The 15,542-nt window shown below is 44.6% G+C and carries 18 protein-coding genes; 3 read left to right on the top strand and 15 right to left on the bottom strand.

All coding sequences use genetic code 11. The features are described from left to right. Nucleotides 1-2: 2 nt before the first annotated feature. From NYE72_RS13420 to NYE72_RS13410, 3 genes are all read right to left on the bottom strand, one after another. Entirely contained in the window at nucleotides 3-1,379 is a 1,377-nt protein-coding gene (locus tag NYE72_RS13420) for a DEAD/DEAH box helicase (RefSeq protein WP_339211881.1), read from the bottom strand. Next, the gene (locus NYE72_RS13415; protein WP_339211880.1) at nucleotides 1,369-1,656 is read right to left on the bottom strand and encodes a VRR-NUC domain-containing protein; all 288 of its coding nucleotides are present in this window, start codon (nucleotides 1,654-1,656) and stop codon (nucleotides 1,369-1,371) included. Before NYE72_RS13415 ends, NYE72_RS13420 begins: the two co-directional genes overlap by 11 nt. Nucleotides 1,657-1,925: 269 nt before the next feature. Further along, nucleotides 1,926-4,298 (bottom strand): virulence-associated E family protein, encoded by a 2,373-nt coding sequence (locus NYE72_RS13410; RefSeq protein ID WP_339211878.1) that lies wholly within the window; start codon nucleotides 4,296-4,298, stop codon nucleotides 1,926-1,928. Nucleotides 4,299-4,446: 148 nt separating this feature from the next. Between NYE72_RS13410 and NYE72_RS13405 the strand changes: the two genes are divergently transcribed. Further along, nucleotides 4,447-5,346, top strand: coding sequence for a hypothetical protein (locus NYE72_RS13405; protein ID WP_339211876.1), 900 nt, complete (start codon nucleotides 4,447-4,449; stop codon nucleotides 5,344-5,346). Nucleotides 5,347-5,413: 67 nt separating this feature from the next. Here the strand turns inward: NYE72_RS13405 and NYE72_RS13400 are convergent, their stop codons facing one another. The 10 genes from NYE72_RS13400 to NYE72_RS13355 form a co-directional block, all read right to left on the bottom strand. Further along, nucleotides 5,414-7,369, bottom strand: coding sequence for a DNA polymerase (locus tag NYE72_RS13400; RefSeq protein WP_339211874.1), 1,956 nt, complete (start codon nucleotides 7,367-7,369; stop codon nucleotides 5,414-5,416). Between the two features lie 70 nt (nucleotides 7,370-7,439). Next, complete coding sequence (locus NYE72_RS13395) at nucleotides 7,440-8,036, bottom strand: DUF2815 family protein (RefSeq protein WP_339211873.1); 597 nt, start codon at nucleotides 8,034-8,036, stop codon at nucleotides 7,440-7,442. Between the two features lie 53 nt (nucleotides 8,037-8,089). Next, the gene (locus tag NYE72_RS13390) at nucleotides 8,090-9,283 is read right to left on the bottom strand and encodes a DUF2800 domain-containing protein (protein WP_339211872.1); all 1,194 of its coding nucleotides are present in this window, start codon (nucleotides 9,281-9,283) and stop codon (nucleotides 8,090-8,092) included. Next, complete coding sequence (locus tag NYE72_RS13385; protein ID WP_339211870.1) at nucleotides 9,280-9,681, bottom strand: hypothetical protein; 402 nt, start codon at nucleotides 9,679-9,681, stop codon at nucleotides 9,280-9,282. The genes NYE72_RS13390 and NYE72_RS13385 overlap by 4 nt, the downstream gene beginning before the upstream one ends. Before the next feature lie 19 nt (nucleotides 9,682-9,700). Further along, on the bottom strand, nucleotides 9,701-9,940 hold the full coding sequence (locus tag NYE72_RS13380) for a hypothetical protein (protein WP_339211868.1): 240 nt from the start codon (nucleotides 9,938-9,940) through the stop codon (nucleotides 9,701-9,703). A 338-nt stretch (nucleotides 9,941-10,278) separates the two neighbouring features. Next, nucleotides 10,279-10,830, bottom strand: coding sequence for a hypothetical protein (locus tag NYE72_RS13375; protein WP_339211866.1), 552 nt, complete (start codon nucleotides 10,828-10,830; stop codon nucleotides 10,279-10,281). After that, the gene (locus NYE72_RS13370) at nucleotides 10,827-10,985 is read right to left on the bottom strand and encodes a hypothetical protein (RefSeq protein ID WP_339211865.1); all 159 of its coding nucleotides are present in this window, start codon (nucleotides 10,983-10,985) and stop codon (nucleotides 10,827-10,829) included. The genes NYE72_RS13375 and NYE72_RS13370 overlap by 4 nt, the downstream gene beginning before the upstream one ends. Next, nucleotides 10,960-11,139, bottom strand: a complete 180-nt coding sequence (locus NYE72_RS13365; protein WP_339211863.1) for a hypothetical protein — start codon at nucleotides 11,137-11,139, stop codon at nucleotides 10,960-10,962. Before NYE72_RS13365 ends, NYE72_RS13370 begins: the two co-directional genes overlap by 26 nt. A gap of 10 nt (nucleotides 11,140-11,149) precedes the next feature. Further along, nucleotides 11,150-11,455 carry a helix-turn-helix domain-containing protein gene (locus tag NYE72_RS13360; RefSeq protein ID WP_339211862.1) on the bottom strand — a complete coding sequence of 102 codons (306 nt, stop codon included), beginning with the start codon at nucleotides 11,453-11,455 and terminating at the stop codon, nucleotides 11,150-11,152. A 141-nt stretch (nucleotides 11,456-11,596) separates the two neighbouring features. Further along, entirely contained in the window at nucleotides 11,597-11,815 is a 219-nt protein-coding gene (locus NYE72_RS13355; protein WP_076275788.1) for a helix-turn-helix transcriptional regulator, read from the bottom strand. Between the two features lie 110 nt (nucleotides 11,816-11,925). On the opposite strand from NYE72_RS13355, the gene NYE72_RS13350 reads away from it, so the two are divergent. Further along, complete coding sequence (locus tag NYE72_RS13350; RefSeq protein ID WP_076275789.1) at nucleotides 11,926-12,354, top strand: helix-turn-helix transcriptional regulator; 429 nt, start codon at nucleotides 11,926-11,928, stop codon at nucleotides 12,352-12,354. Here the strand turns inward: NYE72_RS13350 and NYE72_RS13345 are convergent. After that, nucleotides 12,332-12,457, bottom strand: coding sequence for a hypothetical protein (locus tag NYE72_RS13345; RefSeq protein WP_339211861.1), 126 nt, complete (start codon nucleotides 12,455-12,457; stop codon nucleotides 12,332-12,334). The genes NYE72_RS13350 and NYE72_RS13345 overlap by 23 nt on opposite strands. Before the next feature lie 512 nt (nucleotides 12,458-12,969). On the opposite strand from NYE72_RS13345, the gene NYE72_RS13340 reads away from it, so the two are divergent. Beyond that, the gene (locus NYE72_RS13340) at nucleotides 12,970-14,238 is read left to right on the top strand and encodes a site-specific integrase (RefSeq protein WP_339211859.1); all 1,269 of its coding nucleotides are present in this window, start codon (nucleotides 12,970-12,972) and stop codon (nucleotides 14,236-14,238) included. A gap of 211 nt (nucleotides 14,239-14,449) precedes the next feature. Here the strand turns inward: NYE72_RS13340 and NYE72_RS13335 are convergent, their stop codons facing one another. Further along, nucleotides 14,450-15,406 (bottom strand): alpha/beta hydrolase, encoded by a 957-nt coding sequence (locus NYE72_RS13335; protein WP_339211857.1) that lies wholly within the window; start codon nucleotides 15,404-15,406, stop codon nucleotides 14,450-14,452. Nucleotides 15,407-15,542: the final 136 nt, after the last annotated feature.

The raw sequence follows: 15,542 nt of genomic DNA, 5'->3' as shown, positions 1-15,542 counted from the left end.
GCTCACTCCTTTGCTATTTTATCAATTCGTGCTTTGACAGCTGCCATTAAAGAATCTTGACCGTCAGCTTTACGTTCCAGTGCATCAACTGCTTCTCCGTCCATTGTATCTTCGGCCACCAGCCGGACCACGACGATGTTATGTTTAACTCCCTGCCGATGCACACGGGCATTAGCCTGCTGGTCCTCCTCCAAGCTCCAAATCTGATCGAACCATACAACAGTCCGGCAACTAGAATCTTGAAGGTTAAGCCCATGTCCTGCACTCTTCGGATGAAGCAGCAGCAGCGGGATTTCGTCATTGTTCCAAGCCCTAATATCTTCATTACCAGCTGCTCCTTTTCGTAGGATCTGCGCCTGTGGGAACTGGACTTGGATCCGACTTAGACTGTGCTTAAAGTTATAGAACACCATGACAGGCTTACCGTTAGCTGCTTCGATAATGTCTTCTAATGCATCTAGTTTTGCATCATGGATATGTTTAACACCTTTGTCTTCGTCGTACACAGCTCCCGATGCCATTTGCAGCAGCTTCCCAGACAGTACGGCGGCAGTGTTCGCCACGACATCGGAATCAATGAACGGCAGTAGCAGCTCGCGTTCTAGTTTCTTGTACTGCTCCCGGGCTTTTGGAGATAACGGAATCGGAATTGTGCGATCAATTCGCTCAGGAAGCTCTAGCCAATCCTCAGCCTTCATGCTGACGGCGATATCACCGATCGCTTCGTATATCCGATCCTCAGCTTCTTCCTTCTCTTTCCACTCGTAGACCACATGTCCACCGCGACTACCAGCATTGAAATATCGATCCCGATAACTGGTGATCGTCTTACCAAGGCGTTCTCCCTGATCCAGCAGATACATGGGTGCCCAAAGATCCATTAGTCCGTTTGGTGCGGGTGTGCCCGTCAAACCGATGACCCTCTTCATGAAGGGCCGTACTCTTCGCAGTGCCTTAAACCTTTTGGAACTCGGATTCTTGAAACTGGACAATTCGTCGATAACAACCGTATCAAACGGCCATTCACTACCATACTCGCTGACAAGCCACTCCACATTTTCGCGATTGATGACCCAAAGGTCCGCATCAGCTTTCAGTGCTTTGCGGCGGGCGACTGCGCTGCCCAGTACCTTTGAGATTCGCAAATGCTGCAGATGATCCCATTTGGCAGTCTCCCGTGCCCAAGTGTCTTCTGCTACTCGAAGTGGTGCGATGACTAGTACCCGTGACGCATCGAAAAGGTCATATAGTAATCGGTCAATGGCTGTTAAGGTGCTTACCGTTTTCCCAAGACCCATTTCAAGCAACAAGGCGATAAAGTTGGTGTCCAGGATCCGGAGTGTTGCGTAATCCTGATAGGTGTGAGCCTTATACTCCATGGATGCACACCTCTTGGATAAAGGCGTGTACACCTTCAAGTGTATCAATCACGTATACCAGGTGCCCACGTTCACGAAGCTCTTGGTGACGTTTCAGCTGCAAAGGTCTGGGTTGTTCTCCAGGCTTCTTCAGCTCAACGTATACGGTCAGCCCGCCAGGTAAAGCAATTATTCTATCCGGTACGCCGTTCATCCCGGGGGAGACGAATTTCCAGTAAAGACCTCCGAGAGCTTTGACTGACTTACCAAGCGCAGATTCTATTTCTCTTTCCAGCATAATCAAAACCTCCGTTGCTGTTGGTTCACGTGCACGCGTATAGAGCGCTATTCACGTTAGCATAGGAATACGTATTTACATATATTACCTGTTCCTATGCTATTTAATATTCATTGTTACAGAGAGTTTATATAGCAACATTAGCAACCTATGAATATAAATTCTGATGTATCAATGGTTTGTGGTGTTTCCACAGGCTACTATTCTCATGGCAACTATCAGCAACATGAAGCAACTTACGGTGTTGCCGATGTTTCCACAGTGTTGCTTCATTTCACTAGATATGGATACAATGCTGAAGCTCTCTCAAAAACTAGCTGCACCCCGTAATCTGGTATGCGGGCCTTACCTTTGCGTTCTACCCACCCTGGCATGCGGCGCATAATGTCGCATATCTCACGAGCCTCCCACCTGGACAACTGCCCGGTTCTATTGTGTAGGCACTCTGTCCATATTTGGGATGCACACACCCGATTACGCTGATCACCCATGATCTCCCCGAACTCATCACCAACAGGGCTGTCCAGCCATTCCTGAATAACACCTTCGCGCGGATCAATTTCCATATGTGCAGCTTGCAGCCGCAGCGCCTCATCTTTAGAAAGCTTATCCAGCGCCAAAGATTCCCCCGCCTTAAATAGCTGTAGCGCCTCCGCCCATATCTGGCCTACCAGGTTATCTGTTAAGTGCTCCCAATGGCTAAACTTTGCTCTATCAGGAAACACCTCTACAGGCCAAAAGCGGCGGTTCCCTGTGGTATCTCTCAAGAAATCACGGGTGTTTGTTGTTCCAAAGAAAACGCATTTGCGAGGAAACTCCGACACCTGGCGGTCATAGGCCACCCGGTAACGGTCCTCAGTCTTCGATAGAAACGCCTTAACCTCATCCACCTCAGACTTCTTCATGGCTGACAATTCTCCAATCTCAAAGATCCATCCAGACTGTAGATGCTCCCCGGCTTCCTTATTCTCGAACGTGCGCAGAGAGTCACTAAACCATTTACGGCCCAGCTTAGCCAAAAGACTACTCTTGCCGGCTCCCTGCGGACCTACTAGTACTAGCATTTCGTCAAACTTGCATCCAGGTCGGTAAAGCCGCGAAACAGCTGCCAGAATCGACTTTCGGGTCACCTGCCGGACATAGTGATCATCATCAGCGCCCAGATAGTCAATAAAGAACGTATCTACTCGGGACACTCCATCCCATGTCTGTTCTTCGATGTATTCTTTTATGGGGTGGAACTTATTAGTATGGGCGACCTCAGTAAAAGCGTTTTGAATGGTAGCAGCACCGCGCAGCTTGTGTACTTTGGCGAACCAGTGTTGCAGTCGTTTGTCATCTGCCCCAAGCCAAGGTTCGTAATCAGAGTGAGCACGTTCTCGATCTCTCCAGGGCAACGGGCGCCGGATCACTTCCGTATTACCGAAAGCATCATATCCGAGCACCCCACGCCACTCCTCGTGCGACAACACCAGTTCCACATTCCCTGCGGTTGAAAGCAAATCACCAGTCTTACTATGAAACTCCAGTTTATCCTTCCAAGAATCGTCTTCAGTTTCCCTGTCTTCCTCCGGATCATCGTTGAATTCACCGAAAGACTCCTGGATCTCCGCCATGCGCTCCCGTTTAACTTCTGGTAGCTGTATAGCCCAGGACTCCATAGCCGTAACGCTTGGTAACTTGGAGATATTGGTCTTCTCGTTCACTCGTTCGTCTAGATGACCAAACTTATGAATACGAACTAGGTCAAATATATTGTAACTGCGACCATCCGCTGCCGGGTCACTATCTTGATGTGAATAAGCGAGCTCCTGATCTGGGAAGACTTCCAAGCCGTTCCCGCTGGTGCCTCGGTTGTATGTGTAGCGGTAAGGCATAGAACCCGGACTATACTCCTCGGAAAGAAACTCCGCTATGCCTTCCTCAATATCATAAGCCCGGCAGAACAGTCCGATCGTTCCGGTTTTCTCCCGGGGATCCTGCACCTTCTTACTGTTAAGTTGTGGGCCTGACTTCTCATCTGGATGTCTCGGCCATTGCATCACATCGGCGCAATCTGTGTACTCTGCGAGAAACGCGTCAACGTCTACAGGTTCACCCTCAGCAACCACCATCTCAGGCGGCTGAGCATCTTTAGAGCAAGAGGGGAGGAACATCAGTCGATGCACCTCAAATGTTGTCTTGTCAAAATAGGACATACCGATTATCTCTGCCATCTTCCGACTGACCGCTGCGTATTCATCCGGTGTCATTGCCCGGCTTGCAGGAAGAATGAACCTGTACTTAAGCCGATCGGGACGGTAGCTATGAGTGGTATAAATCGCGTAGGCGGTGCCACCAATCATCAGATCTACCATGGAGAAGAAATCTTCATCCCCGTGATCCACATCCAGTGTAATCAGCCAGCGACTGTCGATGTTCTCTTTTTTGCGCCGACCACCTCGAACCAGTCCGCCAACAAATGCAGGTCCATCCTTGGCATTACCGCGCCGGATATTATCCCAACGATCATATTCGGCGGTCGTCTCGGCAGTCCGGCGAACTTTGCGTAGCCGGTCTACAAATTCGTCCCATGACAAGTATTCTGTTTTCCAGTTGGTGTCGCTTCGGCTCTTACCAAAGCTGATATCTAGCTCTTGCATGGTGTCACCTCAATCTGTTTTCTACTCAAATAAATACTGTTCTGGTTATTTCAATACAGCACTCACTTCCAATATTCACCTTCCAATCTTTCTATGGTATATTATCCCTTAGTTAACAATTCAGCACAGAAAGGTGTTAGGAATATACATGGACATAGAGTCAATCAAAAGAGATTTTGAATTAAAAGGATACACTCTCTTAGAATTAAGAACTGAATTAGTAAAAAAAATGGCGGCTATTCATCCTGATAAAAATGGCGGAGCATTTATTGATCCGGATACCGAAGAACAATACTATAAGTACAATGGTGCGATAGAATTTATTGATAAACAAACAGCATCTGGTACGTCTTTAATAACAGTAAATGATGCAAAAGAACTTATTGAAACATTTACTAAGCAAATAGCACAGACAACAAGTAGTAGAGACACTGACCTAATATTTGCTCAAAGAGTGGATAGAAGTATGGGAGTTATTAGAAAAAAATTCAGATTACCAAAAATCACAACTGCAACTATAACTGCGGTACTTAGTGCAATGTGGATTTTCCCCAATCAAGTTAAAGATCACCCTATTTTAGGTCAGTTAATTAACGTAGAAAGCTTAATGTTTACTTATATTTGGTTTTACGCTTTAATGGGAACTGTGATTTTATGGTATGGTTTATACAGTTTTGAACAAAAGCAAGAAAGATTTCTGCGAAATACGAATACAGCATTCTATCAGAATAAAGTTTTTAAAAGTTTTATAGCTAATGAAGTAAGAAATGATACTGAAGAGTCAGTACCGATAATCTTCACTAAAGAACATTTGATGATTTATTTAATGGACTCTTACAGAGGCAGAGGCAGAAGAAGAACGAATTTAATTAGACTACTACGCTTCCCTAAGATGGACACTGATATCGCTGAAAGTATAGCAGATACAGTAATATCCAAAGCTGAGCAAAAAAATCTAATTAAAAAGGTAGATTCCAATTCTCTAGAAGATAACTATATTTTTGTTAAAAGTTTGGGGAATTCTACTAAAAATTCAAATGCACTGTGATTAAATTTTTAAATATAGTACTAACCTCGCACTTTACATCTTGAAAGTACAAATTTCGAGATTATTTTTAATCCTTCTGGTAAAACTCACATTCAAAGCCGGCTGCCTTCAAGGGCAGTCCTGGCGCCCAATCAATCGGCCGACTCATTATCTCCGTCATCTCCTCCACCGATCCAAATCCCTTCGGACAATCTGCTACAATTTCATCATGAACATGTAGTGGAATTGTGTAGCCAACATCATCAAGGCGAAACATACTCTCAGCCAGACAGTCACGAGCAATTGCTTGAACTAAATTCTCTACTAATGTTCCACCCCAGGTGCGTTGCTGAACCCATTGACTACGGTCATTCAGTGCGTAGAAGGACAGACCGTCTTTTTGAAACTTGGAATCAAACTTAATTTCTGCCTGCGGGTACGAAAGGCTGTGCCCACTCGGTAGGTCTGCGAACAATGTTCCGCCTGCATAGCGATAACGAACTCCATGCGCCAGTTCTACTATCGATTTACACTGAACAGCTTCCATTGCCGCAGCCTCTGCACGATACCAGAGTTGTTTAATCTTTGGGTTGGCATCCCGCCACTGTCTAACCAGTCGATCATATTGATCTGGCGAAATTTCCTTGTTCTTATCCATCTTCTCCAGTGCCACTGCCCCACCCCCGAAGCCGCAAGCCAACGTGGCGACTTTACCCGGCGCACGGTAACGGTAGTTCTCATGGCCCTTAACGATGGTTTCAAGAGGAACACCGAACATACGGGAAGCTGTAGCCTCATATATCTTGCCGTGTCCTTGGAATACATCCAGTACCCACAGTTCATCAGCCAGCCAAGCAATCACACGAGCCTCGATTGCTGCAAAGTCTGCAACCTTGAAAGTGCTACCTTCAGAAGGGATCAGTGCTGTTCGGACCAGTTGAGAAAGTACAAACGGTAACGCGCCATATAAAAGCTCAAGGAGTTCATAATCTCCAGACCGGAGCACTTCCCGCGCAAGCTGCAGATCTTCGATGTGGTTCTGAGGCAAGTTATGCATCTGGACATTTCGTCCAGCCCATCGCCAAGTGCGGCCGGCACCTGCGAACTGCAAGATCCCGCGCACCCTGTCATCCAAACAAAGAGCCCGCGCCATGGCGTCATACTTTGAATTACTGGTCTTTCCCATTTCCTGTCGAAGCTCTAACATGCGCCGTGTCTCTTCGTCAGGTGCGGCGTCCAACAGTACAGGCATAAACTCCTTACCCATCCCGTCAGGCGTCTCCAGCCCGCGTTCAGCTAACCAGGCCTTCACCTGAGACAAGCTGTTCGGATTATCCAGTCCTGTTAGCTCCCGAGCCTCAGCGACCAATCGAGCGGTGTACTGCTCCGCACAAGCAATTGCATGATGGATCAGTGTCGGGTCTAGTCGGACGCCCGAATCGTTAATCCGTTGATCTAGTGCCCACAATCGCCACTCCCGTTCTGGAACAGGGAAACGCTCCAGTTTCCACCGTACTTCGCGTTCAACAACAACGTCCTGACCGTTATAACTCTTGTAATCCTCCCACTTCTCAGGATCATGGTGCGGATAATTCCGTGTTCGCTGACCATTGGCTTTTGTAGGCTTGCAGGGAACGCTGAAGTACTTGATCAGTGCCTTACCCTTGCTGTCCTTCTGTGCATCAAGCCCCAGAACCTTAGCCGATTGATCCAGCGACCCTGGAAGCCCTAGTGTCAGCGAGTGGACCATTGTACAACGCCACTGAAACGGATTACACTCGACTCCGAAATGACGTTTAATAGATGCTCGTTCAAATGCTGCATTGAAGGCGGTCTTTGTAATAGCTGGATCAATCAGATCATTAAGAATAAAGTCTGGCAGTTCTTGAAAGTCGGTAAGATCTACAACCGTCACAGGCTCATCATCATAGGCATAAGCAAATAGTAAAATTTCAAAATCTGAGGATTCGACATACTTGTGCAAACCACAGCTTTTTAAGTCCACGCTTGAGAATGTTTCTACATCTATTTGAAGAACAGTCACATTCCTTCCTCCATCTCCGGTATTTATGGTTAAGAAAAGGGGACCCTTGCGGCATCCCCTTCTAGACTGATTAATTCAAAAAGTCCTCATCACCGCTGATATCTACGATGTCGTCATCGAATTCCACTCCTGCAAAATCATCATTCAGGTTACTGCGTCCGCCCAAGAACTCACCGTCTTGCACCTTGACAATATTATTTAGACCGGCTGCAATACCCTTGTTACCCTTAGTGTCAAAAAGGTAAAAGTTAATGCTGACTCTGACATAGCAACCAGAATAAACTTCTGTAGTATCACTGATTTCTTGGAACTTTGTTGTTCCGTCTCCGTTCTTCCCAACAGGCTTCGCAATCCCAGGCTTGTTCTTACTCTTAGCACTAAAGAAATACTGTCCGGCGTATTCCGGATTGTCTGGTTTCTCATCGTCACCATCCCGCAACGGTGATTTGAAATTCGTTGGAAGCTTGCCGTTATATTTGGCCTTTGCTTGTTCCTTGAGATGATCTACAACTGTTTTAATCTTACGAAGCGTGTCTTTGTCATCCTTTGGAATAAGGATAGATGTGTTGTACCAGAGCACACCACCGTCATCTTCTGTCGGTTCCCAGACATTTGCATAGGACAGGCGAACCTTACCAGTAATAATCTTTGTGCTAACCTCTGCCATTTGAACATTCTCCTTTATGGGTTTCTATTATGAATTTTTCAGGTGTTTACGTTTTAGAACTCTTCGTTCGCAAAGTCCTTATCGACACTGTTAAGTTCTGCCCGTGGATCACTCTCTGGAGCAAGAACTGGTTTGCCAGATGGCTTAATGACCAAATCTGAAAGCAGCTCTTTGAACTGCTTTTTGCCAACAATCGTTTTCTCCAGTTCTCCCAGTGCCACTAATTCTCGCGGCTTGAGGATCTTATCAGCCTCAAATCCAGCGTCTAGTAACTTTGTCTTGACCGCCTCTTTATCTGAGAAGACTCGATTACTCCGCCCCTCTACCAACTTCCAAAGTGGAATCTGCTGCCCATTCTTAGCCTGAGAAAACGCATAGTCCTCTACGTCCTTCGCCCAAGTCTTAAGCTGTTCTGCTACGAATAGGATGGAGCCGACCTCCTCCAAGGTCAGTAGCGCCGGGTCTTTGAACTCATAAGCCAGAGCAGCCATGTTCGCATCAGCACGAGCGCGGCAGTTCGCTTTCACCTTGCACCAGCGGCAGTGATCACCGGGAGCAAACTCGCCTTCTCCAACCGCGGCCAGTGCAGCAGCCGGACGAACAATATTCTCTGCCCACTCCAACAATGCAAGTGTTGCCATCTCGTCGGTACTGACTGAATCCAGGCGAGGCTGGACAATAGTCATGTGGATCTCCTCAACTCCATAGAGGAAGTCATAAGCTTGCCAAGCGCCCAAAGCATAGAGTCGCATTTGTGAGTTACCGATAGCTGACACCGATACACCCTTTCCATATTTCAGGTCAATAACTTCCATGACACCATCGCTGATGATCACAACGTCACCAGTGCCAAAACCATCCGGCACCCATTCACTAAAGTCCAGCCGTTCTTCAAATAAGATCACGGCGTCCACAGATCGAGCTTTCGCAGTCATGAAGCGCTCAGCCACGATATCGGTGTAATCGGTAGTAGCTGACTCCATTTCTGAACAGTAGAATGGATTTTCTTTCACCTTGGCGAGCACCTTCTCTAGCTCCTTACGCCGTTTGGAGTTATTCGGCACAAGGAGCAACTGCAGTTTTACCTCAGCCAACTCATGAGCGACAGTGCCCTCTTTGGCAAAATCACTTTCAGACTCTGGGATGGTCTCTTGCAGCTTGGCACTAGGTGGACAGTTGAGCCATTGACTAGCTTTCGAAGCGCCTAATAGGGCATGAGCCCGCTCACTGTGAGCAGGGGCATTCATATAACTTCCAAAGCTTTCATGACAGCTGCGCGGTCTTTTTCATCCACTTTCGACACGGCGTCATACCCATACTCAGAAAGCATAGTCTTGATTTTTGGACCGTTTGCCTTATCCGCTTTAGCAACTGCCGCAGCTTTTTCCCGGAGCTCCACAATAGTAGGAATGTTCTCCTTGTCACCAGTGACCTCTTTTTGATGAGTCTCCGGCTCAGAACTGACTTGAGTTTTCACAGGATCTTCTATTTTCTTTTCAGTAGTTTTCGGCGCGGTCTGTGTCTGGGTCTTAGCTGACTTATTGGTTTCCGGTGCAGCAGCTCCAACCAAAGCAAATGCCAGCCCACCAATCTCCTGCAAGGCTTCCTTCGCGTTTTCACCAGTAATCGTTATTTGTACGGGCATGTATGAGTCCTCCTAATTTTTATTTCATGCGGTTCTCAATAGCTTCGATCCTTGCACACAGATCCATTTCCCAATCAAAATCACCAGTCTCATGAGCCAAAAAGGACAAAGACTTGTATTTATCAAGTTGATAGACAATCTGTGCGTTAACTTTAAGACATTGGAATAGTTCGATTTGCTCTGCTTCAGAGAGCGGTTGGATATCAGACTTGAATGTAAGTGCAGCTAAGCGGCGATGAATAGGATGGATTCCGATCATTCTTATCCCTTCCTTCATCTTGAAAGATAATTCGTTAAGTGTTACACTGGCTTCATAATGTAATATTTGAATCGATGACCTAACGGCTCCTACCCCGTTGGGTCATTTTCGTGTTCACTTGAAGCATCACCCCTTTCAAGGTTATCGTCTGCTTTGATCACAACAGCACCAAGGCCCTACACAAACAGTTGTTACCGCAGTAGAGATCCTTTCCGTGCTTTACAACTCTTTGACCTAGTAGAATTTCGGCTTCACATTTCGGGTTAGCGCAATAATCAACAACTTCAAGTGGACCAGTTACTTTACTCATTTTCCTGTCTCACCTCCCCCTCATGGACTTACAAGTATTCCTGTAGCGGCTTGGTGCCACCGAACAGCTCAAAGTTATTCGTGATGAAGTTTTCCAATTCTTCACGAGTTACCCCGTCATGTTCCATCAGGGATTCGAAGATATACATCTTCTGAAGTGGTTCATGATATCTGGGGTATTCTGTTTCAATGATGCGCTGAATTGTCGGCCAGTGCTGAACGAACGCGCAGTCATAGAAGGTGTTTCTCCCCACATCTAGTACTCCGAGACCCGTTGATCCATATCCACGCTTCTTGAAGTCGATCTCAAGCTGTTGGTATTCCGGAAGTTCAAATATGATGTCGAAGATCAGCTTCCCGTCTTTCCGCCAATCTGCTAAGGTGATGGCTTCAAGCTCATGTCGCTTCGTGTACTCATGAAGCAGATTCTCCAAACCTTCATCGGATAGCTTTGTCAGGTATTCATAACAGGCAAATTGCTTCGCTTTGTAGAACTTCCCTTGAATCGTCTCTTCCACAAATCGTTGTAGAACGATTCTGATAAGAGCTAATGGATCATAAGTAAAGTGCAGAGTCTTCACTGTCCCGCCTCCAATTCCGCGATCTCTCGATTCAGCCACCAGACCGCAGCCTCAGGCTCATCTACTAGCAAACGTCCATTCTGGATTTGCCACCGTCTTCGGCGAAGCTCCATACGTCTCCACATCTGGTCAGCTGACACAGCTTGTTGCGGCATTTATTTCAGCCTCCTTATGCATCCGAATCATTGTTTCAACGATTTCATATCGTGCTGCACCAAGCTTACTAAGATGATGGGTATCACTTGCCTGGATAGCACGATCTAGGTGATGCTTAGCAGCAGCCAATTCGGCTTGAATGTTAATTTGCAATTTAATCACCTCAAGAGTTCTGATAATTCATCTTTTCTTGGTCATCCATCCAGCTGTCCAGCGCCGATAGCCTAAATCGCATTTGGGGTTTCTGTGACCCTGCAACCCCTACAGGGAACCACGGGATTCTTTTTTCCTTAGCCATTGTGTAAAGAAGAGTTTTAGAGATGCCGATATACTCAGCTGCTTCATCAGCAGATAATGTAGCTTTTTTAATTCGGTCAGCGTACTGTATATCGGCGCTCTTTTTTGCAACCGGCATTATCTCTGCAATAAGCCGCTCTTTAATCTCACTAATTAAATCGTTCGCGGTCATCGTAATTTTCCTCCTAGCCGCTAAATTGATAAAAATATTATCAATTGGAATAAAAAAGAAAATTTTAGGTCACCATATTGACGATAATATTTTTATCGCCTATAATCAGGAAAGATAATAATATTATCATGTAGGGCATAGCTAAACAGACCCGTCTTGAGAAAACAAATCGGGAAACAGGTATTCCAAAGGCTTTTCAAAATAATTGGATATCCTAAGCATCAAGTCGCGACCTGGTTTTAACGCTCCGGTTTCAAGCATCCTAAGATAAACAACAGAGATGTTTAAATCAGCGGCAACTTTTTTTCGATCACCGATTTTCTCACGACAAGCGATTAGTTTCAGTCGCCGTTTGGTCATATTACTCACCACCTCCTTTGCCGTACATTGATTATATTTGATAATAATATTATCGTCAATACATTTTGATAAAAAAATTACCATTTAAAAAGGAAGGTTTGATTAAGACTATGAAGTTGGGCCAGAGGATCGCCGCATTAAGAAATAAAAAAGGTCTTACCCAAGAACAAATGGCTGAAGCATTAGGTGTTAAAAGAGCTCGTTACAATGCTTGGGAACAAAGCATATCAAATCCTGATATTGAAATGCTCGATAAGCTTGCTGTCTTTCACAGGGTTACTGTGGACTTCTTGTTAGGGCGCCCACATTCTGAAGGCATTTTAACTTTAACCAGTGATATGTACGCCGATGGCTACACCGATGAGTCGGTATATGAACAACTAGAAAATGATCTTCAAAAACGAGTCACTCCAGAAGTACCAAAGACAGTATCCGAAGGAGTGATTAGGGAGCTAGTTGAGAAGTATAAAATCGACTTAACCGATCCCCATAAGAAAGAAATGTTAGAAAAGATGATTAGGATTGTTGCTGAAGATTAAGTTGTCTTTTGTAAGTCTCTTTTATAAAAGCGAACACATCTTCTGGGCGCTCATCTTCTAGCTCTTCAAATTCGCCAAATATAACCATGAATTCGTCATTCATAGGTGTCACGTCCAGTCATAGAAGATTGTAATATTATAGTAACACAGGAACGCTTGTTCGTAAATCTCAAATAAACTATAATTAAATAAGGGGTAACGTACGATGGAGCCTATACCCGTACGCTGCCGCATCCCCGAACACTTACACCGACTAGGGAAAAATCAGCAATGGCTTGCTGAAGTAACCGGTATAAGTAAACAGCGTATTTCTGAAATTGTTAATCTTCAGAAATACAACATTACAATCACGCGGGCTATAATAATAGCTCATCACCTCCGATGTAGTGTGGATGATCTGTTTGTGTGGGGCTGGCGGTAGCAGAGTAGCGTAGCTGCTCTTACGGTAAAGTTCCGATAAATCGTAACTGTTAAATACATACATACGTATATTATTACTTCACATACCTAATATAGCAGACTCTTACAACATTTGTTGTCGAATTTTGGCATATTTACCCACATTGGACAGCGGTAATTACATACAATATTTAACATAATAAGGGAGGCGTTTATATGCCATGGGTTGAGGAAAGAGATAATGGCACATATAGGTTAGTTGTTGACTTGGAACCGACAGATTTCAAGCTCGATGAAAACGGCAATCGAACACGAAAGAAAAAGAGAGTCCGAAAAACTAAAGTTGTTCACACCAAGTCAAAACGGGTTGCAGAGAAAGAGTTAATAAAGTTTATGGCTGAATTAGGTCTACACACTGAACAGGGACTTAAAGCTGTAAGTAGAAGCAATAAGGTAAAGATGGAAACACTGATTGAACGCTGGAAACAAGAATTTGTACTCGTGGATTTAGAAGATACCACGCAAACGAGTTACTTACATCATGCTGAAAAACGTATACTTCCCTACTTTAAAGAGGCCTATATAAATGACATCACTTCTTTTGAGATAATTGAATTTATCCAAGATCTTAAAGAGTTGAAGGATAAGAAAAAACGTGTTGGTGCGCCTACTAAGGTTTATGTCTACAGAGTCATGAAGAGTATGTTCGTAAAGGCTACTGAATGGTATGGGTTAAAGCCCGACCCGATGAGTGATGTACCAAAACCGAAAGAGGCACCTCGAAAGATCATTAACGTTTATGACGAAGAAGAGTCAAACTTAGTATTCTCAGCATTGGAATCTGGTCCGATGCAGTTTAAAAATGGTTCAACTTTTCAGTTCGGCGTATTAATTAGCCTTGCTTTTACTATGGGGATGCGAAGAGCTGAGTTGTTGGGACTGGAGTGGAAGCACATAAAGTTTGAGAAAAGACAGATAGAGATTAGACAATCCATACCTAATTTCAAGGACTCCGTACCAAATATAAAAAGACCTAAAAATGAAAGCTCGATCAGAAGGATCAATATCCCAGAGTCTTTGATGATTGAGCTCCAGGAGTATAAAGCAGTATGGGACAAGATGCGTGAAGAGAATTCTGAGGAATGGGTCAATGAAAAGTATAGTTTTCTCTTTTGCCACCCGACTGGTATGCCTTATTACCCTAAGACAATCACGGATAAGTGGAGAAGTTTTGTTGCGAAGCACGGTTTAAGATATATCCGATTTCATGATATCCGGCATACCTCAGTTACAATTCTGATTAACCGTGGGATTCATGCGAAGATTATATCTAAGCGAATAGGACACTCCAAGATAGGCACCACAATGGATGTATACGGACATGTTATAGAGTCCGCTGATGTGGCAGCAGCTGCGGTGTTCGATGATGTCTTTGCAAAAAGGCCTTCTTCTGCCTCTCAGGGTGGCACAGAAGGTGGCAAATGATTTTATATAGTGTGATACAGTGTGATATTGTATGAACTAAATTTTTATAAAACCCTTTTAACACGGGCATTTATTAAGTATAACGGATGTGTAAAAACAGGTTCCTTATCATCTCCCATGAAAGGGGCCCTAGAGATAGGGCCCCGAATTTATGTTTAACGGTTTTATAAACACAAAAAGACTACCCTTTCGGCAGCCTTTTCAGCAGCAACTATTTCACAAATCTTCCGATAAACTCAGTAACTACGCTCTCATACTTAACCGGGTCCATGCGGAAAGCTTCTCCGTGGCCCGCATTAGGAACGATGTAAAGCTCCTTCTCGACCGGACTATTTTCATATACGGTATGAACCATTTCCGTAGGAACAAAAGTATCATTATCGCCATGAATAAACAGGGTTGGCGTTTTAGATTTCTTCACCTGTTCTAAAGCCGAGGCTTCACTAAAGGAATAACCTGCCCGAATCTTTGTTAGCATACTGGTCGTATCTACAATTGGAAAGGCGGGGAGATGGTACATTCTTTTTAATTGAAAGGTAAGCTCGTCCTTCACTGAGGTATAACCGCAATCTTCCACAATTGCTTTAACATTAGCTGGTAAATCCTCTCCGCTTGTCATCATAACGGTAGCTCCCCCCATGGAAACACCGTGCAGGATGATCTGTGTATCCTCACCATTTGCTTTTAGGGCACTCTGAATCCACTTCAGGTAATCCTTACGTTCAGGCCATCCAAATCCGATATAGTCACCGCCACTTTCACCATGTCCTCTGGCATCCGGCAGCAAAATATTATATCCAAGTCTCTCATAATACATTCTGGCATATCCACTCATTTGAGTTGCATTTCCAGCATACCCATGAGCAACAATCACTGTCTTATCGGAATGTTCAGGGGCAGCTAAATAGTACGCTTTAAGCTGTATTCCGTCATCAGAATCTATCTCCCATCTATCAAAGCTCTGGGTATCCCACCACTCTTGGTCTGCCTTCGAGGTATCTTTAGATTGTTCTACCTCTGGACTGGACTGCAGGTCAGGGCTTTCATTTAAGAAATCCTTTGAAGCACGTGCAATAGCAACATGATAGAAATAAAAACTTCCCACAGTCACAACAATGATTAAAAGTACAATAACAGAAGAAATTCCGATCATCATTTTTTTCTTCAAACTAGCTCTCTCCTAAATAAAATTTAACAGTATTAATCTATGTTATCAGACTAAGATACCATGTATATTTGAATATTCAAAATCACAGTATTGTAAACTCATGTTATTCACTACGTGATTAGTATTCTTTTAATTT

This window comes from Paenibacillus sp. FSL L8-0333, assembly GCF_037965665.1.
In the GTDB taxonomy this organism is placed as follows: domain Bacteria; phylum Bacillota; class Bacilli; order Paenibacillales; family Paenibacillaceae; genus Paenibacillus_AQ; species Paenibacillus_AQ odorifer.
Note: the sequence above shows the minus strand (reverse complement) of the source record. Positions and strands in the feature narration are given on the sequence as shown.

Bases quoted from the DNA above. Each gene is read 5' to 3' on its own strand.
- NYE72_RS13355 (WP_076275788.1), bottom strand. From the start codon at position 11,815: ATGACCAAACGGCGACTGAAACTAATCGCTTGTCGTGAGAAAATCGGT.
- NYE72_RS13420 (WP_339211881.1), bottom strand. From the start codon at position 1,379: ATGGAGTATAAGGCTCACACCTATCAGGATTACGCAACACTCCGGATC.
- NYE72_RS13370 (WP_339211865.1), bottom strand. From the start codon at position 10,985: ATGCCGCAACAAGCTGTGTCAGCTGACCAGATGTGGAGACGTATGGAG.
- NYE72_RS13415 (WP_339211880.1), bottom strand. From the start codon at position 1,656: ATGCTGGAAAGAGAAATAGAATCTGCGCTTGGTAAGTCAGTCAAAGCT.
- NYE72_RS13390 (WP_339211872.1), bottom strand. From the start codon at position 9,283: ATGAATGCCCCTGCTCACAGTGAGCGGGCTCATGCCCTATTAGGCGCT.
- NYE72_RS13345 (WP_339211861.1), bottom strand. From the start codon at position 12,457: ATGAATGACGAATTCATGGTTATATTTGGCGAATTTGAAGAGCTAGAA.
- NYE72_RS13340 (WP_339211859.1), top strand. From the start codon at position 12,970: ATGCCATGGGTTGAGGAAAGAGATAATGGCACATATAGGTTAGTTGTT.
- NYE72_RS13380 (WP_339211868.1), bottom strand. From the start codon at position 9,940: ATGATCGGAATCCATCCTATTCATCGCCGCTTAGCTGCACTTACATTC.
- NYE72_RS13405 (WP_339211876.1), top strand. From the start codon at position 4,447: ATGGACATAGAGTCAATCAAAAGAGATTTTGAATTAAAAGGATACACT.
- NYE72_RS13395 (WP_339211873.1), bottom strand. From the start codon at position 8,036: ATGGCAGAGGTTAGCACAAAGATTATTACTGGTAAGGTTCGCCTGTCC.
- NYE72_RS13410 (WP_339211878.1), bottom strand. From the start codon at position 4,298: ATGCAAGAGCTAGATATCAGCTTTGGTAAGAGCCGAAGCGACACCAAC.
- NYE72_RS13350 (WP_076275789.1), top strand. From the start codon at position 11,926: ATGAAGTTGGGCCAGAGGATCGCCGCATTAAGAAATAAAAAAGGTCTT.
- NYE72_RS13360 (WP_339211862.1), bottom strand. From the start codon at position 11,455: ATGACCGCGAACGATTTAATTAGTGAGATTAAAGAGCGGCTTATTGCA.
- NYE72_RS13385 (WP_339211870.1), bottom strand. From the start codon at position 9,681: ATGCCCGTACAAATAACGATTACTGGTGAAAACGCGAAGGAAGCCTTG.